18 protein-coding genes and 1 pseudogene are annotated in these 21,846 nt (G+C 71.5%); 10 read left to right on the top strand and 9 right to left on the bottom strand.

What is annotated here, in order from left to right; translation table 11 throughout:
- Positions 1 to 134: 134 nt before the first annotated feature.
- The 4 genes from AC069K_RS28160 to AC069K_RS28175 form a co-directional block, all read right to left on the bottom strand.
- Positions 135 to 305 (bottom strand): DUF5670 family protein, encoded by a 171-nt coding sequence (locus AC069K_RS28160; RefSeq protein WP_086727732.1) that lies wholly within the window; start codon positions 303 to 305, stop codon positions 135 to 137.
- Between the two features lie 123 nt (positions 306 to 428).
- Positions 429 to 803 (bottom strand): VOC family protein, encoded by a 375-nt coding sequence (locus AC069K_RS28165; RefSeq protein ID WP_478621044.1) that lies wholly within the window; start codon positions 801 to 803, stop codon positions 429 to 431.
- Positions 804 to 1,098: 295 nt separating this feature from the next.
- Positions 1,099 to 1,950 (bottom strand): MBL fold metallo-hydrolase, encoded by an 852-nt coding sequence (locus AC069K_RS28170; RefSeq protein WP_478621046.1) that lies wholly within the window; start codon positions 1,948 to 1,950, stop codon positions 1,099 to 1,101.
- Between the two features lie 155 nt (positions 1,951 to 2,105).
- Positions 2,106 to 2,732 (bottom strand): TetR family transcriptional regulator, encoded by a 627-nt coding sequence (locus tag AC069K_RS28175; RefSeq protein WP_478621048.1) that lies wholly within the window; start codon positions 2,730 to 2,732, stop codon positions 2,106 to 2,108.
- 61 nt (positions 2,733 to 2,793) lie between these two features.
- On the opposite strand from AC069K_RS28175, the gene AC069K_RS28180 reads away from it, so the two are divergent.
- The 3 genes from AC069K_RS28180 to AC069K_RS28190 all read left to right on the top strand — a co-directional run bounded on the left by AC069K_RS28180 (position 2,794) and on the right by AC069K_RS28190 (position 5,620).
- On the top strand, positions 2,794 to 3,732 hold the full coding sequence (locus AC069K_RS28180; RefSeq protein ID WP_478621050.1) for an oxidoreductase: 939 nt from the start codon (positions 2,794 to 2,796) through the stop codon (positions 3,730 to 3,732).
- A gap of 124 nt (positions 3,733 to 3,856) precedes the next feature.
- The gene (locus AC069K_RS28185; RefSeq protein ID WP_478621110.1) at positions 3,857 to 4,642 is read left to right on the top strand and encodes a class I SAM-dependent methyltransferase; all 786 of its coding nucleotides are present in this window, start codon (positions 3,857 to 3,859) and stop codon (positions 4,640 to 4,642) included.
- 348 nt (positions 4,643 to 4,990) lie between these two features.
- Positions 4,991 to 5,620, top strand: coding sequence for a TetR/AcrR family transcriptional regulator (locus AC069K_RS28190; protein WP_478621052.1), 630 nt, complete (start codon positions 4,991 to 4,993; stop codon positions 5,618 to 5,620).
- Positions 5,621 to 5,636: 16 nt separating this feature from the next.
- Here the strand turns inward: AC069K_RS28190 and AC069K_RS28195 are convergent, their stop codons facing one another.
- Positions 5,637 to 6,518, bottom strand: a complete 882-nt coding sequence (locus tag AC069K_RS28195; protein ID WP_478621054.1) for a YVTN family beta-propeller repeat protein — start codon at positions 6,516 to 6,518, stop codon at positions 5,637 to 5,639.
- Between the two features lie 680 nt (positions 6,519 to 7,198).
- Here AC069K_RS28195 and AC069K_RS28200 point away from each other — a divergent pair.
- Positions 7,199 to 7,567 (top strand): annotated as a pseudogene (locus AC069K_RS28200) (two-component sensor histidine kinase); the annotation flags it as partial.
- 341 nt (positions 7,568 to 7,908) lie between these two features.
- On the opposite strand, the gene AC069K_RS28205 reads toward AC069K_RS28200, so the two are convergent.
- Positions 7,909 to 8,838 carry an aldo/keto reductase gene (locus tag AC069K_RS28205; RefSeq protein WP_478621056.1) on the bottom strand — a complete coding sequence of 310 codons (930 nt, stop codon included), beginning with the start codon at positions 8,836 to 8,838 and terminating at the stop codon, positions 7,909 to 7,911.
- A gap of 74 nt (positions 8,839 to 8,912) precedes the next feature.
- Between AC069K_RS28205 and AC069K_RS28210 the strand changes: the two genes are divergently transcribed.
- Positions 8,913 to 9,917, top strand: coding sequence for an ArsR/SmtB family transcription factor (locus AC069K_RS28210; RefSeq protein WP_365111913.1), 1,005 nt, complete (start codon positions 8,913 to 8,915; stop codon positions 9,915 to 9,917).
- A gap of 94 nt (positions 9,918 to 10,011) precedes the next feature.
- A complete protein-coding gene (locus tag AC069K_RS28215) occupies positions 10,012 to 10,752 on the top strand; it encodes an SDR family NAD(P)-dependent oxidoreductase (RefSeq protein ID WP_478621058.1) in 741 nt (246 codons plus the stop codon).
- Positions 10,753 to 10,798: 46 nt separating this feature from the next.
- On the opposite strand, the gene AC069K_RS28220 is transcribed toward AC069K_RS28215, so the two are convergent.
- Together AC069K_RS28220 and AC069K_RS28225 are read right to left on the bottom strand one after the other, a co-directional pair.
- Positions 10,799 to 11,923 (bottom strand): sensor histidine kinase, encoded by a 1,125-nt coding sequence (locus AC069K_RS28220; RefSeq protein WP_478621059.1) that lies wholly within the window; start codon positions 11,921 to 11,923, stop codon positions 10,799 to 10,801.
- Entirely contained in the window at positions 11,920 to 12,546 is a 627-nt protein-coding gene (locus AC069K_RS28225) for a response regulator (RefSeq protein WP_478621112.1), read from the bottom strand. Before AC069K_RS28225 ends, AC069K_RS28220 begins: the two co-directional genes overlap by 4 nt.
- Before the next feature lie 435 nt (positions 12,547 to 12,981).
- On the opposite strand from AC069K_RS28225, the gene AC069K_RS28230 reads away from it, so the two are divergent.
- The 4 genes from AC069K_RS28230 to AC069K_RS28245 all read left to right on the top strand — a co-directional run bounded on the left by AC069K_RS28230 (position 12,982) and on the right by AC069K_RS28245 (position 19,918).
- Positions 12,982 to 15,882, top strand: a complete 2,901-nt coding sequence (locus AC069K_RS28230; protein WP_478621061.1) for an AAA family ATPase — start codon at positions 12,982 to 12,984, stop codon at positions 15,880 to 15,882.
- 359 nt (positions 15,883 to 16,241) lie between these two features.
- Positions 16,242 to 17,369, top strand: coding sequence for a hypothetical protein (locus tag AC069K_RS28235; protein WP_478621063.1), 1,128 nt, complete (start codon positions 16,242 to 16,244; stop codon positions 17,367 to 17,369).
- A gap of 102 nt (positions 17,370 to 17,471) precedes the next feature.
- A complete protein-coding gene (locus AC069K_RS28240; protein WP_478621065.1) occupies positions 17,472 to 18,092 on the top strand; it encodes a winged helix-turn-helix domain-containing protein in 621 nt (206 codons plus the stop codon).
- A gap of 5 nt (positions 18,093 to 18,097) precedes the next feature.
- Positions 18,098 to 19,918 (top strand): AMP-dependent synthetase/ligase, encoded by a 1,821-nt coding sequence (locus AC069K_RS28245; protein WP_478621066.1) that lies wholly within the window; start codon positions 18,098 to 18,100, stop codon positions 19,916 to 19,918.
- Positions 19,919 to 19,996: 78 nt separating this feature from the next.
- On the opposite strand, the gene asnB is transcribed toward AC069K_RS28245, so the two are convergent.
- Positions 19,997 to 21,841, bottom strand: a complete 1,845-nt coding sequence (gene asnB / locus AC069K_RS28250) for an asparagine synthase (glutamine-hydrolyzing) (protein WP_478621068.1) — start codon at positions 21,839 to 21,841, stop codon at positions 19,997 to 19,999.
- Positions 21,842 to 21,846 lie beyond the last annotated feature (5 nt).

The raw sequence follows: 21,846 nt of genomic DNA on the forward strand, positions 1-21,846 counted from the left end.
CACCGTACCCCCCCCTCCCTCTCTCTGCGGGAGTGTGACTCCTCCCCCCCCCCCCCCCCCCCCCCCCCCCCCCCCCCCCCCCCCCCCCCCACACCCACGTCACCAGAGGTGATCCTCACCCCGAGGGGTACCGCCTACCAGCGGTACCAGCGACCCCTACGGCCGCCACTGTCCGCGGACCGGACAACGAAGCCCAGCAGCCACACGACCAGCACGATCACCGCGATCCACCACAGCGCCTTGAGGGCGAAGCCCGCGCCGAAGAGAATCAGAGCCAGCAGAAGAACCAGAAGCAGGGGAACCATTGTTATCAACCTCCTGGCCACCTGATGCCCTCACATCGCGCCTACATGCATGCGAATGTGGATTGCACCAACCCGTCGCGTGGTCGGGCGCCGGGTCGGGGCGCCCGACCACGCACTGCCTGGTCAGAGGTACGGACGGGTGATCAGCTCAATCGCATGACCAGCGGGGTCCTTGAAGTACACACCCCGGCCGCCGTGCTCATCGTTGATCTCGTTCGGGCGTCGCATCTGGGGATCGGCCCAGTGCTCGGTGCCCTGGTCGCAGAGTCGCCGGTACGCCCGGTCGAAGAGCTCGTCGTCGATCAGGAACGCGTAGTGCTGCATCTGGATGTCCACCGGCGGCTCGGCGAACTGAAGCAGTACGCCGTCGGAGAGCTGGATGTTGGTGAACGGGCCCCAGGACGGTGCCTCGGGGAGTTCGAGGAGCTCGCGGAAGAAGCGGGCCGACTCGTGGCGGTCCTTGGCGGCGATGATGGTGTGGTTGAACGCGACTGACATGCAGGTGACCTCGTTGTTGTTCGGCACGGAGAACGGACGCGCGACGCACGAGCGTCGGGAGGTCCGCGTGCCGAACCGAGGGGGTGCCTGCCGCGCACCCGGTGGGGGATCAGCCCTCCACCGGGTGGCCCATCCGTGTGTGGCGTATCGCCGGTCCGGTGTTCACGTCGGGTGACCTTACTTGATCTCGCCAGTCGCGACAACAGGGCAGTGATCGGAGCTCAGTTGGCGAAGAACGGCGAGTCGGCCCGCAGCGTCGGCATACAAAGGCCCGTCGCGCGGCGGGCCCTCCCCCTCACGTCCCCGAGGGCCGCGGCTGCTCGGGTGGAACCGAGCTCTCGGCGACCTCCATCCACTGGTCCAGGTCGGCCTGGGTGAACTCTGTCCACGGCGGTATCTCGGGGAGCTGTCGGAGAAGTTCGTAGGCCTCGGGGATCTGGGGACCGCGGAGGACAGGGCAGTGGCAGCCGGCGATGACCTCGGCGTCCAGGTGTTGGAAGTCGGTGACGACCCTCCCGAACTTCTCGGGATCCAGCAGCGCGACCCAGGGGGAGACCAGACTGCCGCCGAAGAACTGGCCGTCGCGGAATTCGTCCGGCGACAGCGCCGCCATGTCGGGCATGGGAGTCGGCACGTTCGTGGCGAAGGTGTCGACGGACCACAGGACGTTGGTCTTCCGGTCGAAGAGAGCCCGGGTTGTGGGGTTGTCGTACAGGGGCGGCCGTTTGGCGACCAGGGTGCGATCGCCCGCGTCGATCGTGTCACCGTCGGTCATGAAGCGGCACCGGTTGATGGGCGTCTCCCACTCCTCCGCCATGCGGCCGATGGAGAACCACGTCGTCAGCAGGGTCGCGTTCGGGCACTGGGCGAGGACCGCCAAGAGGTTGCCGGCGTGGTCGCGGTCGTCGTGGGTGAGGAAGATCCACCGTACGTCCAGCGGATCCACGACAGACCAGGCCGCCTCCAGCCACTGGGCGCGCACCGCGGGCGCCCCGGTGTCCACGAGGATCGGCTCGGCTCCTCGGATCACCATCGAGTTCATCGGGAAGTGGCCGACGGGCGGGGCCTCAAGGGCCCACGGGATGACAAACGTCTCTTCGGCGATCTTGTACGGCTGCAGAAGGTTGAACGTCTCTGTGGTTGTCATCGCTGCTCTCCCTGGCGAGTCGCCGCAACGTCCCCCAACCAGTCCAGCCCCGCGCCCGGGCCGACGTCAACCGCCGGATGCGTAGTGGTTGACCGGGTGGGCGACGATCCCGCGTGGCGTATCGCAGAAACCCCTTGAACTGCTGCGAAATCAGCTCACCCGACAGCGTCCAGCGCCGGGGCGATGGTGGCGAAAGCGCGGTTGGTCAGTTCGGCGGGGTCCTCGGCACCGTCGCTGCCGCTCCACCGTTGCAACACGGTGTCGAAGGCGGTGAGCGCCATCCCGGCCGCCAGCCGGGGGTACAGCGCGGTGTCGGGGTCGAGTCCCAGCCGCCGCGCCAGCTCTCCTGCCAGATCGTCGCGCCACTGGTCCTGGCGCTCCAGAAAACGTGCGCGCAGGGCGGGGGTGCGCAGGATCAACTGGACCACACGCAGCGCCCGGTCGGAGTGGTCGGCGCAGGCGGCCATGGAGACCCAGACGGCGTGCCGCAGGGCCACCGAAGGCCGCTCCCCGGTGGGACGCGACGCCAGCGTTGTGCGCATACCGGTACCCAGGTCGGCCAGGAACTGGACGACCACGTCCTCCTTGGACGCGAAGTACCGGAAGAACGTCCGCTTGGACACACCTGCGGCGGCCGCGATCTCGTCGATGGTGACCGCGTCGAACCCCTTCAGCGCCAGAAGCTGGAGGGCTGCTTCGCTCAGCTCGTTGGAGACCAGCTGGCGTTTGCGCTGGGCCATGGTGACTTCAGGGCGGGAGTCCACCGACCGATCGTACGCCATGCCATTCATGGCACTCGGTAACGTCTTGACACCGAGTGTCATAGACGGCAGCGTGTGACGCATGATGAAGAAGGAGCGCTGGACCGCCGATCGGATCCCGGAGCAGGCGAGGAGGGTGTTCGTCGTCACCGGGGCCAACAGCGGCCTCGGCCTGGCGACCACCCGTGCACTCGCCCGCAAGGGCGCCCGCGTGATCCTCGCGGTACGCGACGAGGCCAAGGGCCACCGGGCCGCCGCAGCGATCACCAGTGAGCAGCCCGGCGCCGACCTCGAGGTGCTCCGCCTCGACCTGGCCGATCTGGATTCGGTCCGTGCGTTCGCCGGTCGGTTGCGCGCCGATCACCCGAGGCTGGACGTACTCGTCAACAACGCCGGCGTGATGGCACCGCCCCGCTCGCTGAGCGCCCAGGGGCACGAGGTGCAGTTCGCCGGCAACCACCTCGGCCACTTCGCACTCACCGGTCTGCTGCTCGACCTGCTGACCGACGGCCATGACCCCCGCGTGGTCACGGTCAGTTCGACCAACCACCGGCAGGGACGCCTCTACTTCGACGACCTGTCCGGTGAGCGCACGTACTCCCCCATGCGGTTCTACAACCAGTCGAAGTTCGCCAACGCCGTCTTCGGATGGGAACTCCACCGGAGGCTCACCGCGGCCGGCAGTCCGGTGCGCAGTGTGCTCGCCCACCCCGGCTACACCTCCACCAATCTGCAGACAAGCGCGCCGGTGGGCATGGTGAAGATGCTGTTCGGCCACATCCTCGCCCCGCTCGCCCAGCGCGCGGAACAGGGTGCGCTTTGCCAGCTGTACGCGGCTACCGCCGCGGATGTGGAGAGCGGTGAGTTCATCGGGCCGGACGGCTTCGCCGAGCTGCGCGGCGGCCCGACGCGCGTGCGGTTGGCCACGGCGGCGGCCGACCCGCAGACCGGCCGCCGTCTGTGGGAGCTGTCGGAACAACTGACCGACGTGCGGTTCCCGCTCCCGGCCCCGGGGCGCTGACCCAGGCAAAAATGCGGGGCGACACGGCTGGGTGGGGGGTTTCCCTGGGTGGGGAGTCTCCCGGGGTCGCGTTAACGTGGTGGACGTGACGGGAAACGATGCCGACCGGCGGTGGTCGGAGTCCATGCCGGCGGCCTACGAGCAGTATCTGGTCCCGGTGGTCTTCCAGCCCTTCGCCGAGGATCTGGCGGCCCGAGCGGCGGCGCTCCGCCCCCGACGGATCCTGGAACTCGCCTCCGGCACCGGCGCGTTGACGTCGGTGTTGATCGCGGAGGCACCCGCAGCCGAAGTGACAGCCACCGACTTGAACGAGGCCATGGTCGCCTACGGGTCGGCACGGGTACCCGATGCCATGTGGCGGCAGGCCGACGCGCAGCGGCTGCCGTTCCCGGACGGGAGCTTCGACCTGGTGGTCTGCCAGTTCGGCGTGATGTTCTTTCCCGACCGGATCGCGGCCTTCCGCGAGGTCCGCCGGGTCCTGGCTCCGGGCGGGCGGTTCCTGTTCAACACCTGGGGTCCGCTCGGTACGCACGCCTTCGGAGCCGCGTTGCAGGCCGGCCTCGAGCGCGCCTTTCCGGACGACCCGCCGCACTTCCTCCCCACCGTCCCGCACGGCTACGCCGACCCCGCTGTCGCGGCCTCCGACCTGGCGGCCGCCGGATTCGCCGTCGAGGAGGAGCATGAGCTGACGCTTCAGGGCCGGGCGGCGTCGGTCGCCGATGTCGCCACCGGTTTCCTCGCCGGAACGCCGGTACGCGCGGGCGTGGAGGAGCGCGGCGACGAGCAGGCCGTCCGGGACACCGTCATCGCGGAGATGACGGCCCGTCTGGGCTCCGGGCCGGTGAACGCCCCGATGACGGCGTACGTCTTCCGCGCCGCGGCCCGAACAGAAGCGGCCCGGACAGCATAGGGAAGGCTGCCGCATCTCGCGGTCGTCTTCCCACTGGGTGACAACTCTGTGCGGCCGCTGCCTCCACGCAGGGCCGGCGTGAGCGCAGCGGCGGCCCGTCGTCCGCCTGGATGGCGGACAGCGGCACCGACGCCCGCCCACCGCTCGCATCCGGCGTGCGTCCCTCCGTCACAGGGCCAACCACACCACCGGCCCTGTGACGGAGGGACGCCCACGCAGCCCGTCCCGCTCCACGCCCTACGTCAGCCCAATCCCGGGCGCCGACCGCCTTGCGGGGGATTCTGGTGGCGCACCAGCAAGCGGGGCCCCTCGTACGGCGGCGGCCCCCAGCCTGTCCGAGGAGGAAGTGTGCCCGGCCCAGAAGACATCCTCGCCCCGGGCGGCGCGGACGACGACCAACAGCTGTTGCAGCAGGTGGCCCACGCCCTGCGAGAGCTGCATCCGCAGGCCTCGATGGCGCAGATCGCCCGGGAGGTGGGGGTGGCGCCGACGGAGCTCTATCGCCGCTACCCCACCAAGGACGCGCTGCTGCTGGCCCTGGCCACGTCCTTCTTCGACGGCCTCCTCAGACACGCGCAGGAGGCCCGCGCACTGCCCGCCGAGCAGCAGTTGCAGTACTTCCTGCGGACGGTCGGCCTGCATCTGGCCACCAGCCGCAGCGTTCTGCCCCACGCCTTCGGAGAAATGTCCCTGCCCGAACAGCGTCACCGGATTTACGCGATCATCGCCGACCTGCTGGCCGGCGCCAAGGAGACCGGCCACGTTCATCCGGACACCGACGTGGCCGACATCGGCGCGATCATCTGGGGCATGCGGGGCGTCATCGAGATCACCGGGGCCCTTGCTCCCGACGCCTGGGAACGCCACCTCGACATCGCCCTGGCCGGCCTCACCAATCCCCGCCTCACCTTCAGCGGGCCGCCCATGGATGTCGACCGGCTGGACCAGGTGATCAGCGGACGCCGCCCGCAACGCTGACCCGGCGCCGCGCCTGTCACCTGGGGGTGATGGCGATCCCTTCCGGGTGGTGGCCGGTTTCCAGCGTCGCCCGCACCTTGGGCTGCGTGGGGTCGATCACCGTGACGGTGTCGGACTCCTCGTTGGTGACCCAGACGCGGCTGCCACCCGGGCTGACCGCCAGGCCCTGCGGTGTCTTGCCCACGGGCACCCGGGCCAGGACGCGTCCTGACGTCGTGTCGATGATCAGCAGGACGTCGGCGCCGGAGTCCGTGGCGTAGAGCCGCCGTCCGTCGGGGCTGACGCCGACGCCGACCGGGGCTTTGCCGACCGCCCAGGTGTCCACCACTCTGCCCGCTCCGGTGTCGATGACGGAGATGCTGCCGGAACCCGTATTGGCGACGTAGACCCTTTCCCCCTTCGCCGTAGCGGCGATTCCGCTCGGGAAGTCGCCTACGGGAATCCGGCCCAGCGGCTGGTATTCCGCGGACAGCATGGTGACGTCATTGGTGCCGCTGTTGGTGACGTACGCCGGTCCCTGCGGGATGGTGGCGATGCTGTGCGGGAGTTCACCCACCGGAACCGTCACGACCACCTTACGGCTGGCGGTATCGATGACCGATACATTGTCGCTGCCCCAGTTGGCCACGAACACGCGGCGCCCGTCGCGGCTCGGCGACGCGGAGAACGGATAGGCGCCTACGGGTACGTTCGCCACGACTTTGCGGCCGGTGGTCTCGATGAAGGAGACCGTGTCGGAGACCCCGTTCGCCACATACACGTAAGAACCGTCGGGAGCCGCGCCCACGCCGGTCGGTCCCGTGCCCACCTCTGTGGTGCCGACGGCCCTTTCCAGCCGGACGTCGAAAGCCGAGACGCTGCCGGAACCGCTGTTGGCCATGAACGCGACGATGCGCATCGGATAATCGGCGGCGGACGTGCGGTGCGCCGCCGGTGCGGTGAGCGGAGACGGCCCGGGCGAGGCCGCTGCCGTGGTGCACGCCATGACGGCCAGCGCGGAACCGAGCGCCAGACGGAAACGGAAGCGTGAGAGGGAAAGCGGGGGGACGCGGGAGGGAGGGAGGCTTACGGCGGCAGCGGACCGCGAGCGTTCTGGCGCACGGCCGAGTCCGAGAACTCTCAGCATGTTTCTACCTTTGCGTCTGTCACACAGGGGATCTGGACGTACACGCGTGATCAAACGCCCGACATCGATATTCCGCACGGGCAAATAAAGAAGTCGTTCTTTCACGTGGCGCTATCTGGACCAAGTCGCCCATTACGCATACATGTCGGAGTAATATAAATGCAGGATCTCCGTCGCCCCGGAGGCCACCTGCGGAACATTCCGCTCACAACGCCAGGTCAGTTCGTGGTTCACCGTGCGGAGATTCCATAACCACTTGTCGACATGCCGCCTGTTCCGACACGGAAGGGACGTTCCTGCGAACACTCCTTTCGCGCCGAAGAGCGGGGAATCACGGCACCCGAAGGCCGCAATATCCGGGCGACTTAGTTCTTTCTGGCATCCAATGGGACAGGGGCATGAGGATTTATCGACAACGGACTGGTGACGTGTGTCGCCATGGTTGGTCACGCACCGTGCTGGAGGAGGACGCCGACCAGTTGCCGCCGGACGCGGCGCGCGCGGCGCGTACCGTCGGCGCGGAGACGGCCCGGCTGTCCCGGCTGGTCGAGGACCTGATGGAGATCTCCCGCTTCGCCGCCAAGGCGGTACGGCGCAACGCCGCCGAGACCGACCTCGCCGACACCGTCCGCGCCTCCCTCACCCTGCGCGGCTGGACCCGGGCGGTGGAGGCGCGCCTGCCCGAGGGCATTCGGGCGGTCGTCGACCGGCGCCGTATCGACGTGATCGTCGCGAACCTGGTGGGCAACGCGCTGCGGCACGGCGCCCCGCCGGTCACCGTCACCCTCGGGACGGCGATCGGAGCGGACGGGCGCGACCGGGAGGTCAAGGACCTCGATACGGTGGTGAAACTGCTGGCCGCGGGTCCACCGCCCGCCGAACAGCGCGACGGGCTCACCTCACTCGTCCGCCTCGGCGGTTACTCGGTGACCGGAACGGCCGCCCGCGTCACGGTAGTCCTCGACGGTCCCTGGGCGATGTCCGGGCGCGACCAGGGAACAGGCCAGCTGGTGTGCACACTGCCCCACGCCCAGTCCGTACTCGACCCGAGCGTCAGGGCCGACGACGTGCAGGTCACGGTGCGACCGGACGAGGGCGCCACGTTGGGACCCTACCGGTGCGCCGAGTTCCTCAACCGGTGAGGCGGGGCGGGGTCGCCCGGTCAGGCCGGGGAGAGTCCGGCGGGGTGCGACGGCCGCGCCAAGGCGTCCAGAGCGGTGAGCTCGCTCTCGGACAGACGCAGGGTCCCGGCGGCGACGTTCTGCGTGAGGTGGTCGAGGTCGCCGGTGCCGGGGATGGCCAGGACGTGGGGGCCCTGGTGCAGTGTCCACGCGAGCCGGATCTGCGCCGCGCTCACTCCGTGGGCGCGGGCGATGGCGTGCAGGGTACTGCTGTCCCCGGTGGTCGCTCCGGCCGTGCGTCCGGCTCCGGCGATCGAATAGAACGGTACGAAGGCGACGCCCTGTTCGCCGCATGTACGCAGGAGCTGATCCTGCTCGGGTGACGCCCCGATGCCGTGCATGTTCTGGACGCAGGCCACCGGGGAGACGGCCTGCGCCTCGGCCAGGTGGTGGGGGCGGATGTTGGACAGGCCCAGATGGCGGATGAGCCCGGCGTCGCGCAGGTCGGTTAGGGCGCCGAACCGCTCGGCGATCGAGTCGGTGCCCACGATGCGCAGGTTCACCACGTCCAGGTGGTCGCGGCCGAGCTGGCGCAGGTTCTCCTCGACCTGGCCGCGCAGCTGCTGGGGAGTGGCGTGGGGCAGCCAGTTGCCCGAGGCGTCCCGGCCCGGGCCGACCTTGGTGACGATGACGAGGTCGTCGGGGTAGGGGGACAACGCGTGGTTGATCAGTTCGTTGGCCGAGAGGCGCGGTGAGAAGTAGAACGCGGCGGTGTCGATGTGGTTCACGCCGAGTTCGACCGCACGCCGCAGCACCCGGACTGCCTGTTCGCGGTCGCGGGGGATGGCATCGGGTATCAGCGCCTCGCCGTACTGGGGGAGCCGCATCGTGCCGAAGCCGATGCGGTGGACCGTGAGGTCGCCGAGTGTCCAGTGGCCCGATGCCGCCGCGGTGATCGTGTCCGAAGTCATTCCGGAAGGATCTTCCCCGGATAGAGTGACCGCCATTGATTCACCTATAGGTGAATCCACCAGAGGGTGTGGTAATCGTGGCGGAACTGGCGTTCTCGACGGGTGACTTGGCGCAGGTACGGTTCTCGGTCTCGCCGATGTGGCAGGTGGTGACCAGCTTCCGACTGCTGTCCCAGCACGCTTGCGCATCCCCCGTGCACCGCCCGTGGATCGAGCAGGTCCGGCCGCGGCTGGCGGCCGCCGGGCTGGACAGGGGCTGGCTCGCGGACCTGATCCCGCCGACCGGCTTCTTTCCGCACTTCCTCAACCCCGCCCCCGCCGGAGCCGCCCCGGGCCTTGTTACGGAGCTGGCCGCCATGCAGGACACCCCCGCCGATCGGATCCGCCGCGACCTCGACCACCTGCACTACCACCAGGGCCCCCTCGGCCCCCGGCTGCGGTCGCTGCACCACGACCCGGGCACCCGGCTGCCCCGGCTCGCCCAGGAGATCCACACCTACTGGGAGCTCGCCATCGCCCCCTACTGGGCACGCGTCCGGGCGGTCCTGGACACCGACGTCTTCCACCGGGCCCGCCAGATCGCCGAGCACGGCGCGGGCCACGTCCTCAACGACCTGCACACCGCGGTGACATGGGACGGCAACGCGCTGCACCTGACCCGCCGCAGCCGGCCCCTGTCCCGCAGCGCGGCGGGCCCGGGTCTCCTGCTCATACCCTCCGCCTTCGCCGGACAGCGGCTGCCCACCCGGGTCTCACCGCCCGAACCACCCCAACTCGCCTATCCGGCACGCGGCACCGGCACGCTCTGGGCCCCCGGCCCCACCACCGACACCGACACCGACGCCCTCGCGGGCGTACTCGGCCGCTCACGGACCCGGCTGCTGACCGAACTGGACACCCCGGCCTCCACCACCCAACTGGCCCACCGCACCGGCCTGTCCCCGGCCGGCGTCTCCCAAAACCTGAGCGCACTCCGTAACGCGGGCCTGGTCAGCGCCCACCGGGCCGGCCGCTCCGTCCTCTACGCCCGCACCGCGGCGGCCGACACCCTCCTCGAAGCCACCTCCACCACCCGATGAGGACGGCCGCCCTCGCACAGGGTCAGCAGGCGGACGAGAGCCGGTGACCCGCGGTGGACCAGGCACAACGGCACCCGTGACAGGATCCGTGGGTATGAGCATGCAACAAGCGGATCGCCCTGTCGCCCTGGTCACCGGGTCCACCTCGGGGATCGGGGAGGCCGTCGCGCGGAGGCTGGCGGCGGACGGGATGCGGGTCGTCGTGCACTCGCGGCGCAGTGCGGAGGCCGGCGAGGCACTGGCCGCGGAACTCGGCGGGGACTACGTGCGGGCGGACCTGGCCGTGGAGGAGGAAGCCCGGGGGCTGGTCGAGACGGTGCTTGAGCGGTGCGGGCGGCTGGACGTGCTGGTGAACAACGCGGGCATCAGCTGGCCGATCCCGCACGACGACCTCGCCGCGGCGACACCCGCCGACTGGCGGCAGCTCCTGGAGGTCAACCTCATCGCGCCCTGGGTGCTGTGCACGGCGGCGCTTCCGGCGCTGCGCCGATCCCCGGCGGGCGGCAGCATCGTGAACATCACCAGCCACGCCGGGGTGCGCCCCAAGGGCTCGTCCGTGCCGTACGCGGCGAGCAAGGCGGCGCTCAACCACGTGACCCGGCTGCTCGCGTCCGCGCTCGGGCCCGAGGTGCGGGTCAACGCGGTCGCACCCGGGCTGGTGGACACGCCGATGACGAAGGACTGGGCGCAGGCACACGAGCTGTGGCGGGAGCGCGCGCCCATGCGCCGTCCGGCCCAGCCCGCCGACGTGGCCGACCTGGTGGCTTCGGTGATCGCCAGTACGTATCTCACCGGCGAGGTCATCGTGCTCGACGGCGGGCTGAACCTGACCTGACGGCTGTGCACGCGGCAAGGACCGGCTTGGGCCGACCGTGCTGGAGCTATCCCGAGGGGATGGGGATCGGGATCGTGGCGCTGACCACGTACCCACCGGTGTTGTCCGGCCCCGCGCTGAAGAAGCCCCCCAGCAGATGCACCCGCTCGCTCAGGCCGATGAGGCCGTGCCCGCCGCTGGGCAGGTCCAGCGGGGCGGTGCCGGCCACGGCGGCGGTGTTGCGGACCTCCACCCTCAGCTCATGACTCGCGCACCGCACCCGGACCCGGGCCTTGGCCCCCGGGGCGTGCTTGCGGACGTTGGTCAACGCCTCCTGCACGATCCGGAAGGCGGCTCGCTCCACGCCTTCCGGGCACGACGCGCACTCCTCGTAGCCGATGTCCGCGTCGACATCCACGGCGCTCTCGGCGAGGAGCCGCGGAAGGTCCGAGAGGCGCGGCTGGGGTCTGCGCTGCGCGGAGCCCGCTCCCGCGGCCCGCAGTACGCCGACCATGTGCCGCAGTTCCTCCAGGGTCCTGACGGCAAGCGTCCGGATGGTGTCGGCGGCATCCCGCGACGCGAAGTCCGGCGTACTCATGCGCAGCGCCCCGGCCTGCAGACTGATGAGGCTCACCTGGTGGGCGACGACGTCGTGCATCTCCCGGGCGAGCTGCGTGCGCTCCGTGGCCAGTACCTGCTCCGCCAGCAGACGGTCCTCCCTGCTGCGCCCCTCGGTAAGTTCCTTCAGCCGCGCCGTGAGCTCGCAGCGCAGGGCGACCGCGCGCCCCAGCGCGACTGCGGCGATGGGTGCCCCCAGCTTCTGCTCCAGCCAGAACATGCTGGTCAGCCTCTCCGCCAGCGCCTTGGCCTCCAGTGGGTTGGGCAGGATCTCGGCGGCGGTGACGAGCACGGCGCAGGTCGTCAGGAGCAGGCGGCTCGGCCTGAGGCGGCTGACGGTGTACAGGGCGATCAGGGCTGCCAGCCAGGCGCTGCCCGCGAACTGGCCCGGCAGGGTGAGGAACAGCGTGGTGACCGGCATCCGCAGCCGGGCGAACAGCGCAAGACCCGCGCCCAGGGACAACGCCTGCTCCAGCGTGCTCAGCTTGGCTTCCGTGATGAAGGTGTCGCCGACGGCCAGCACCACCGGCCCCAGGATGTACAGCAGACGCCACTGTGCGGGAGTGAGCGTCATACGGGGCGCCGGGGCTCGTCCGCGCGGCCTCCCACCAGTCCCGCCCGCTCCGCGACGACGGCCGCCTGCACCCGGTTGAGGCCGCCCAGTTTCCCCAGCAGCGCACTGACATGGTCCTTGACGGTGCCGTGCGCCAGGTGCAGACCGGAGGCGATCTCCGCGTTCGAGAGTCCCCGTCCGAGCAGGGCGAGCACCTCGCGTTCACGGTCGGTGAGCCCTTCCACCGCCCGCCTCGCCTGTCCGGCGTCCCCGGTGCCCTGCACGTATCCCCCGATGACCGTGCGGGCCACCGTGGGATCGAGCGTGCTGCCGCCGGCGGCCAGGACGCGGACGGCCCGTACGAGCTGTTCGGGCTCGGTGTCCTTGAGCAGGAAGCCGGACGCTCCGGCGCACAGGGCCGTGGCGAGGTACTCGTCCGTGTCGAACGTGGTCAGCATGGTGACGGCCGGCAGCCGCTCCCCCAGGACGGCGGTGAGCCGGCTCAACACGGTCAGCCCGTCGACGTCGGGCATCCGGATGTCCAGCATCACCACGTCGGGCCGCTGCGCGAGGACGGTGTCCACGGCCTCGCCGCCGCAGCAGTCCGCGACCACGTCGATGTCCGGCGCCGCGGCCAGGATCATCCGCAGGCCTGAACGGACCAGCTGCTCGTCGTCGACGACGACCACGCGGATCGCCCGGTCTTCCCGTTCCGCTGCCACGGATCCGACTCTAGGCCGCAACCTGGCGGGCCGCCGTGTGAGGAGCGGGTCCTTACCCCCGCCGGGTGGCGGGGGCCGAAGGCGACGCCGGGCGGATCCCCCGGCCGGTACCCGTGGGTCATGGTGGTTCGTGTGGTCCCCGTGCCGTACGCGTCGCCGTAAGGCCGTCACCGTGGGTCCACCCCCCTCCAGGCGCCTCCACCCGCCTCACCCCTGAGCGTATCGAGCAGCCTGGCACCTCCCGGCCATCGCCTTCTGACGTAGACGGGCGACGTCCGCCGGCCGAGGACCCACCGCCGGACCGGCACCGCCCCCACGCGGCACGCCGGCCGGACGGCGAGGAAAGGTATCTCTCGTATGTCGCACACAGGCAGTCGTACGGCGCCGGAGCCCCGGTACGGAGCGTCCCCGCTCGCGGGACGCGAGGCGGAACTGCGCGTCCTGCGCGACGGCGTCGTCGCGTCCGCGGCCGGCCACCCCTCCCTGGTCCACCTCACCGGCGAGTCGGGCATCGGCAAGACGTCGCTCATCCAGGCCCTCACGGGTACGCGTTTCGGCGTCCCGGTCCTGGTCGGCAGCGCGTGCGGCGCTCCGCTGGAGCGGGACTTCTCCTTCGGGGTGGTCCGCCGGCTGTTCGCCGACCTCCTCGCCAGGACCGACGAGCCCACCCGCGTGGCCCTGCTGGAGCTGGCGGGCCCCCCGGCGCGGCTCGTGCTCGACGAGGCCTCCCCCGACATCCGCCGCACCAGTACGTACACCACCCATCACGCACTGTTCAAACTCATCGCCAAGCTCGCGGAACGCTCGGCCCTGCTCCTCGCCGTGGACGACGCCCACGCCGCCGACGCCCCGTCGATGCGCTTCCTCGCCTACGCCGCCCACCGCCTCACCGGCCACCCCGTCACCGTGCTGCTCTCCACCACGGACGGCGAGCGGCCCTACGCGGAGGAGCCTCTTCTCGCCCTGACCGGCCAGGCCCGCGAAGTCCGGCTCGCTCCCCTGAGCGGCGAGGCGGTGGCCGAGGTCGTGCACCGGTCGACCGGGCGGGAGGACACGGAGGTCGTCGCGGCCTGTACCGAGGTGACCCGGGGTAACCCCTTCCTGCTGACCGAGCTGCTGCGCGTACTGAAGCACTCGGGCACTCCCCTGGACGCGCTCGGCGCGGTCGAGGTGCGCAGGCTCGGCTCCCCGGCCGTGGCGGCCCGCCTGCGCGCCCGCTTTCGGGCCTGTCCCGACACCGAGGCCCTGGCCCACGCCGTGGCCGTCCTCGGTGACGGCGCCGAGTTCGACATCGCCGCCGATCTCGCGGGCCTGGAGCCGGCTCGGGCCGCGCGGGCCCTGGACACCCTCGCGGCGATGTCCGTGGTGGCCAACTCCCACCCGCTTCGCTTCACCCACTCCTTCGTCCGCACCACCGTCCTGGACAGCATTCCGGTCGGCGCGCGGCTGACCGCGCACGGGCGGGCCGCGCACCTGCTGCACGCCGCCCACGCCCCGTCCGAGCAGGTCGCCGCGCACCTGCTGCGCTCCGGGTCCTCCACCGCGCCCTGGGCGTGCGAGGAGCTGCGCGGCGCGGCCAGGCTCGCGGCGGGGCGCGGCGCCCCGGACATCGCGGCCACGTATCTGCGCCATGCGCTCAAGCAGCCCTCGGCGCCGTATGAGCGCAGCGCCATGCTGTGCGACCTGGGCAGCGCCGAGCTGTCGTACGCACCCCACGACGGCATCCGCCACCTGCGCATGGCGCTGGACACCGCCACCGACGCCCGGCAGGCCGCGCAGGCGGCGCTCAAGCTCGTACCGGCGCTGTGCATGGTGTCGGCCCACGAGGAGGCGTCCCGGATCGCCGACACGGCCATCGCCGACCTCGGCGACGAGGACCCCGACCTGGCCTGGCGGCTGGAGGCGACGGCGATGATGCCGGAGTTCCTGCGGCTGCCCACCGTGCCCACCGCGCTGGCCCGCATGGAACGCATGGAGCGGCCCGTCCTCGGGGACCTCGCGCTGCGCCGCGCCCAGCAGGGGACGGTGGCCACCATGGCGGCCTGGCGCGGGGTGGAGCGCGAGAAAGTGGTGCGCTGCACCCGCGAGGCGATCCTCAGCGCCGACCACAACTTCTTCCGGCCGCCCTCCTACTACACGCTGTTCGCCCTGGCCCGTACCGACGCCTCGGCCGCCATCGACGAGGTGTTCGCGGTCGGCGACCGGATCGCCGAGGGCAGCGGATGGCCCCGGGCCATGGCCATCATGGCGATGGCCCACGGCCTCAAGGCCGTGCACGAGGGGGACCTCCACGAGGCCGCCCGCCGTTTCGCCGCGGCACTGGCGTCGTTCGGGGACTACGGACTCGACATACGCGGCGACCACTGCGCCATGACCTGCGCCATCTGGTTCGCCGACGTACTCGTGTCCCTCGGGCGGCCGGACCGGGCGCGCGCACTCCTGGCCCACCACCTGCGCGGCGCGGACGACGTGCCGGAGATGCTGGAGTACACGGCGCTGCTCTGCACGCGCGGCCGGCTGCTCCTGGCCGAAGGGGACGCGCGGGGCGCCGTGGACGCTCTGGAGGAGTGCGGCCGGCGGGCGGGCGCGTGGCAGATGCGCAATCCCGCGATCCTGCCGTGGCGCTCACTCGCCGCCGCCGCCCACACGGAACTCGGGCAGCGCGAACGGGCCCGAGAGCTGGCCGAACAGGATCTGGCGCTGGCCCTCACCTGGGGCACCGACCGCGTCGTCGGTGTCGCCCAGCACGCGCTGGCGATGGCCCTGGGCGGCGACGAGGGACGCGAGCTGCTGACGACGGCGATCACGCGTCTGGCCGCCTCCCCGCACCGCCTGGGCCACGCCGGGGCGCTCCTCGACCTCGCGGGGCTCCAGGCCGAGAGCGGGGGCGACGAGGCCCGCGCCACGGTGGAGGAGGCGATCGCCCTGGCCTCCGCGTGCGGCGCCGAGCCCCTGGTGCGGCGCGGGGAGCAGTTGCTCGCCCAGGTGGGCGGAGGACGGCGCAGGGGCAGGCGGGGCAGCGCTCCCCTCGGCCTCACTCCGCAGGAGCATCAGATCGCGCTCGCCGCGGCGGGCGGGGCCACCAACCGGCAGATCGCCCAGGATCTGTGCGTGACCGTCCGCAACGTGGAATTCCACCTCTCCAGCGCCTATCGCAAGCTCGGGGTGAAGCGGCAGGGGCTCGGCCCGCTGCTCCTGACGGGCGGCGCCCCCGAGTCGCCGGACGCCCAGCAGTTGGTCGGGGCCGGCAGCCGCTGAGCTGTCACGGTGCCTGGGCCCCTGATCGGGCCCAGGCACCTTTTCTGACGGGCACCTTTTCCTGACGGGCAAAGCCCGTCCCCCGCAGATGGCCGAGGCGGCCGGTGCGCAGGTCCGGCCGCGCTCACCGTGCGTCCGTCGGATGGTCGGCCTTCGGTACCGAAGCACCGCAGCGGTGCCGGCCCCGTACGAGTCTGTGGTGGTGACCGTAGGGACATGGCCACCGGGCCACTGCCAGTCTCGTGTACACGAGTTGCTGATCTCGTAGACACGAGTTGCCGACCGGCCGGGACGAACACCTTCCCCCCCGGCAGCCCTCCCCCCTCCCCCCTCCCCCCTCCCCCTGGGATGCGCCTGCCATGTGCCCCACACACCAGAGCCCCCTCGCCCACCCCCTGTCCGCGCTGCGCAGCAGGGAAGGCCTCTCCCACGCCGGATACGCCCAGCTCGTCGCCCGCAAGCACGCCGAACTCGGCTACGGCACCATGGCAGCCCGCCGCGAGAAGATCGCCCGCTGGGAGTCGGGAAAGGTCACCCCCGAACTGACCGCACAGTTCACGATCGCCCGCCTCCACGGTGTGCCCCGCTCGGACGTACTGCGCCTGGGCTGGCCGCACTGGCTGCACCTCGCCGGGGGCTCCCCCGTGCCGCTCTGCGCACCCTGGACCGCCGAGGAGGCCCTGCGCTCCCTGCGCGCCCTCTCCCGCACCCCGCAGACACCCGCGCCCGACGACGGCCGCTTCACCGTCTGCGCGGACTCCGTGGAGCGACTTCTCACCCACTGGCAGGAGACGTCCCGTACACCTCCCGCACCGCCGGAACGCCCGGGCCGACGGCCGGCCGACACCACCATCACCGCTCTGGAGGCCCGCCACGACCAGCTCAGGCAGCTGTGCCGCACCGAGACACCGGCGACCGGCCGGGTGCTGGCGGACGCCGAGCTGCGCGTGGTCACCGAGCTGCTCCACACGGCGGGCTACGAGCCGGAGTTGGGCGCGCGCCTGATGGCGGCCACCGCCCGCGCCGCATGTCTCAGCGGCCTGCTCGCCTACGAACTCGGGGATCAGGCACGCGCGCAGACGGCCTACGTCGCGGCCCTGAGGGCCGGTGTCCTGGCCCACGACCACGACCGCGAGCCGGGACTCTGGGCGCTGGTGCTGCTCGCCGCCCAGCAGGCCACGCAGGGAACCCCGGCCAACGCACTGCGGCTGCTCGACCGCGCCGAACCGTCCTCCCCCGCGCGAGCCGACTCCCCGCTGCCCGCCGTCGTCCACATCACGCGCAGCGCGGCCCGCATCCTTCAGGGGCGAGCGGAACACCCCTCACAACACCCCTCACCGGAGGCCGCGTTCACCACCGCCGATCTGGACGTGCTCATCCGCCACACGTTCCTCCACGACGCCGTACCCGCCGCGGCCGTTGCCCCGCAGGCACACCGAGGGCACACCCCGCCCTCTGGAATCCCCTGCCACGAGCGGCTTGGCTGAATCCTGTGCCGCGACACTCCTTCCCCTCACGGCCCGCTCCGGGCAGCCCCTCCCACCCTTGACGGTCCAGCCGATCGCGTCTCCGTTCCAAGGAAGGCAACCGTGACTTTTCCGCTCACCCTCCCCGGCCCTCCCCGCCCCCACCGCCCGCTGCCCACGCGCCACCACTCCTCCCCCGCGACGGCGCCGCGCACACCGTCCGGCGCGGTCCGCATCCTGCGCTGGCCCGAGCAGTCGCACCAACTCGACCAGTGCCGCGCGCAAGGCGTCCCCCGCCTGCTGCTCGTCGCGCCGACCGCGCCGCCCCCGCACTGTGTCGACCAGCTGGAGGACTGGATCCGCACCCCCGCGGACCCCCAGGACGTCCAGGCCCGGCAGGCCGCGCTCCAAGTGCGGGCGGCGCCCCGCGACCCGGTGCTGGACCACCACGGGATCCTGCACTTCGCCGAGCAGTCCGTGCCGCTCGGGCAGGGCGAAGCCGATCTGGCCAGGGTGCTGCTGGCCTCCTACCGCGGCACCGTCAGCCGCGAGGAACTGACGCGGGTGATGTGGCCCGAGGGCGAGATGCCCCGCCGCAACGCCCTGGACGTACGCGTCCTGCGCCTGCGCCGCCGCATCGCACCGCTCGGCCTGGTGATCAAGACGGTGTGGGGCAGGGGCTACATGCTCGACTCCCAGCCGGACCCGCAGCCCGCCCAGCGCCGCGTGCCGGGAGGCGAGTGAGTCCGATGGAAACACCCAGCACGCCCCTCACCCTCGCCGACCTCGCGCGCCACGGCGCCGAACGGTGGCCGCAGGCTCCGGCCCTGCGCTGGCGCACCGCCGAGGGAACACCGCGCGAACTCACCTTCGCGCAGGCCCACGACGCGAGCGACGAGATCGCCCGCGGGCTGCTGGCCCTCGGCCTCGCCCCCGGTGACCGGGTGGCCATCCAGAGCAAGTTGCGGCCCGAGTGGACCCTGACGCTGCTGGCCGCCGCCTCCTGCGGACTGGTCCTGGTGTCCCTGCTGCCCACCACGGTCCCGGAGGAGATCGTCCACGTCGTCAATGACTGCGACGCCAAGGCGGTGATCTGCGAAGACGGCGAACAACTCGCCAAACTCCGCGTCGCTCTGCCCGAACTGCCGGGTCTGCGCCACATCATCGTGATCGACGAGGAGCCCCGGACCGACGGGGAGCCCGGCACCACCCACCCGCCGACCACGCTCGCCGGCCTGCGCCGCGCCGGCTCCCACGCGGTACCCGCCGCCGCGCTCGCCCGACGGCGGGCCGCGGTGACCCCCGACGACCTGCTGGTCATCATCTACACCTCGGGAACCACCGGCCCGAAGAAGGGGTGCGCCCTCTCCCACGGCAACTACGTGGCGGTCCTCCGGGCCCATCCCGCGCCTCCCCGGCGCCGACCGGACCAGGCGGACACCTCGAACGGCACCGTCTTCGTCGTCACCGGCCCCCACACCATCGCCCTCCTGATGCAACTGCTCAGCTGGTGGGCCGGATACACCTTCACCAGTTTCAGCGGCGGCCCACCCGACACCATGCCCGCCGAACTGCGGGCGGCCGCGCCCGCGGTCGTCCCCCTCGTCCCCCTGGCACTGGAGATGATCTACCGCTCGGTCCTGGCCCCCCGCTCCCCCGCCGAACGCGCCGAGCTCGTCGACGCCGCCCGCGCCGGTCTGCGGGTGCGCCGGATGCGGGCGGCGGGCGAACCCGTACCGCCCGAACTCCAGGAGTGGTTCGACCACACCGACAGGACACTCTTCGCCGACGTGCGCGAGCACTTCGGCGGCAATCTGCGTCGCGCGACGGTGTCGGGAGCACCCGTCTCCGTGGACATCCTGTCCTTCTTCGTCGGCTGCGGACTGCCCCTGGTCGAGTGCTACGGCATGACCGAGACGGCGGCCGCGGCGACCACCAACACCCCTGACGACAACCGTCTGGGCACCGTCGGCAAACCCCTGCCCGGAGTCGAGATAGCCATCAGCGACGACGGAGAGATCCTCATCCGCGGCGAGAACGTCTTCCACGGGTACTGGGGCTATGACGAGGGCGAGTTCGGGGCGGTCCACGACGGCTGGCTGCACACCGGCGACCTGGGCGAACTGGACCGGGACGGCTGTCTGCGCCTGACCGGCCGCAAGAAGGAACTCATCCAGCTCTCCAACGGCATGGCCGTCACCCCCCACCCCCTGGAGCGGGAGCTGCGGGCCCACCCCCTGATCTCGCAGGCCGTTTTGTACGGAGAGGCCAAACCGCACCTGGTCGCCCTGCTCACGCTGGACGCGGAGCGCGCCGCCCAGTGGGCCGCCGAACGGGACCTGCCCACCGATCCGCGTGCCCTGGCCGCCCACCCCGACCTGACCGAGGAACTGCACAGGGCGCTGGACCACGCCAACGCCACCGTGCAGGAGTACTTCCGCGCCAAGGCGTTCCACATACTCGACCGTGACCTCAGCATCGCGTCCGGAGAGCTGACGGTCTCCCTGAAGGTCGCGCGCCCCGTCGTGCACGCCCGCTTCCGCGAGCTGTACGAAGCCCTCTACGAGTAGACCCGCCAGGATGTGAGGAAGGCCCCGGTCCGGTGACCGGGGCCTTCCTCATGTGCGCCCCCTACGGGGCCAACCTCGTCAGATCACCAGGTCGGGCTGGTACAGGTCGAGCCAGACGTGCAGGTCGAGGAGCTTCTCCAGCAGGAGGCGCTGCCCGGGTGCGTTCGCGGAGGCGCCGGGAGGGGTGTCGGCGGCGCGGGTCGCGGCCCGGCGGTCCACCAGGGCGAAGACCGCCGCGTCCCGCTCTCCCAGGACCTTCCGCGCCTGCCACTGCAACGCCTCGACGTAGCGGACGTCCTGTGTCATGGGATACGGGCTCTTGGTGCGGCGCTGGACGACCTCCGGCACGACGGGACGGGTGGCCTCGCGCAGGATGCTCTTCTCCCGCCCGTCGAAGACGTGCAAGGGCCAGGGGATGTTGTACGCGTACTCGACGATGCGGTGGTCGCAGAACGGCACCCTGACCTCGAGGCCGGCGGCCATGCTCAAGCGGTCCTTGCGGTCGAGCATCCCGCCGAGGCTCCGCGTGAGGTGCAGGTACAGCAGCTCGCGGCTCCGGCGCCGGTCCGCGCCCTCGCCGTCGAGGAAGGGGGTCGCGCTCACGGCCTCGTGGTAGCGCTGTTCGGCGAACTCCGGCATCTCCAGCGACTTTCGCAGGTCGGGCGACAGGAACCCGCGCTCCTGGCGGACGGCGCCCGTGGCGGCGGTCAGCCACGGGAAGCCCGTGCTCGCGCTGATCGCGGGGTCGTGGAACCACCAGTAGCCGCCGAACATCTCGTCGGCGCCCTCCCCGGACAGCGCGACGGTCGAGTGTGCCCGCACCGCGCGGAAGAGCAGCAGCAGCGAGTGGTCCATGTCGCCGCGCCCGACGGGCAGGTCCCGCGCGGCCACGCAGGCGCGCCGCACCTCCTCGTCGGCGAGGGCCGCCGGGTCCAGGACCAGGTTGGTGTGCCGGGCGCCCACGTGGTCGGCGACGGCCCGGGCGTAGGCGGTGTCGGGGCTGACGTTGTGTCCGTCGGGGACGAAGTGCTCCTGGTGGCCGACGAAGTCCACGGAGAAGGAGCGCAGCGCCTCACCTCCGTAGGCGAGTTCCCGGGCGGCGAGCCCCGTGATGGCGCTGGAGTCGAGGCCGCCGGAGAGCAGGGTGCACAGCGGGACGTCCGCGACCAGTTGCTCGCGTACGGAACCTTCGAGCAGGGCGGCCAGGTGGCCCGCGGTGGCCGTCCGTCCATCGGTGTGTTCGGTGGCCCGCAGCTGCCAGTAGGAGCGTTCGCGCAGCCCGAAGCGGTCGAGCACGGCCATGTGGGCCGGTGGAAGCTCCCGCATGCCCCTCCAGACGGCGGCGCCGGGTGTCTTGACGCCGAGCATGATCTCCCGCAGCCCGTCGAGGTCCACGGAGGGCCGGACGCCGGGGTGAGCGAGGATCGCCTTGGGTTCGGAGCCGAAGAGCACACCGTCGGGCGTGGGGTGGTAGTAGAGGGGTTTGACTCCTAGCCGGTCGCGGACCAGGAGCAGCCGTTCGGTGCGGCCGTCCCACAGGCCGAAGGCGTACATCCCGTTGAGGCGGTCGACGAGGGTGTCGCCCCACTCCAGGTAGCCGCGCAGCACCACCTCGGTGTCGCTCGCGGTGGTGAACCGGTGGCCGCGGGCGCGCAGTTCGGCGCGCAGCTCGCGGAAGTTGTAGACCTCGCCGCTGTAGGTCAGTGCCACCGTGCCGTCGGCGGTGGCGGCGGTCATCGGCTGGGCGCCGCCGGCCAGGTCGATGATGGACAGCCTGCGGTGCCCCAGGGCCGCGTGGTGGTCGATCCAGGTGCCACCCGCGTCCGGCCCGCGGCCGGTCATGGTGGCCGTCATCCGCTCCAGTGTGTCTCGCTGTCCGGTGAGGTCGGCGTCGTACGAGACCCATCCAGTGATTCCGCACATCTGTT

The organism is Streptomyces sp. NPDC043908 (assembly GCF_056435525.1).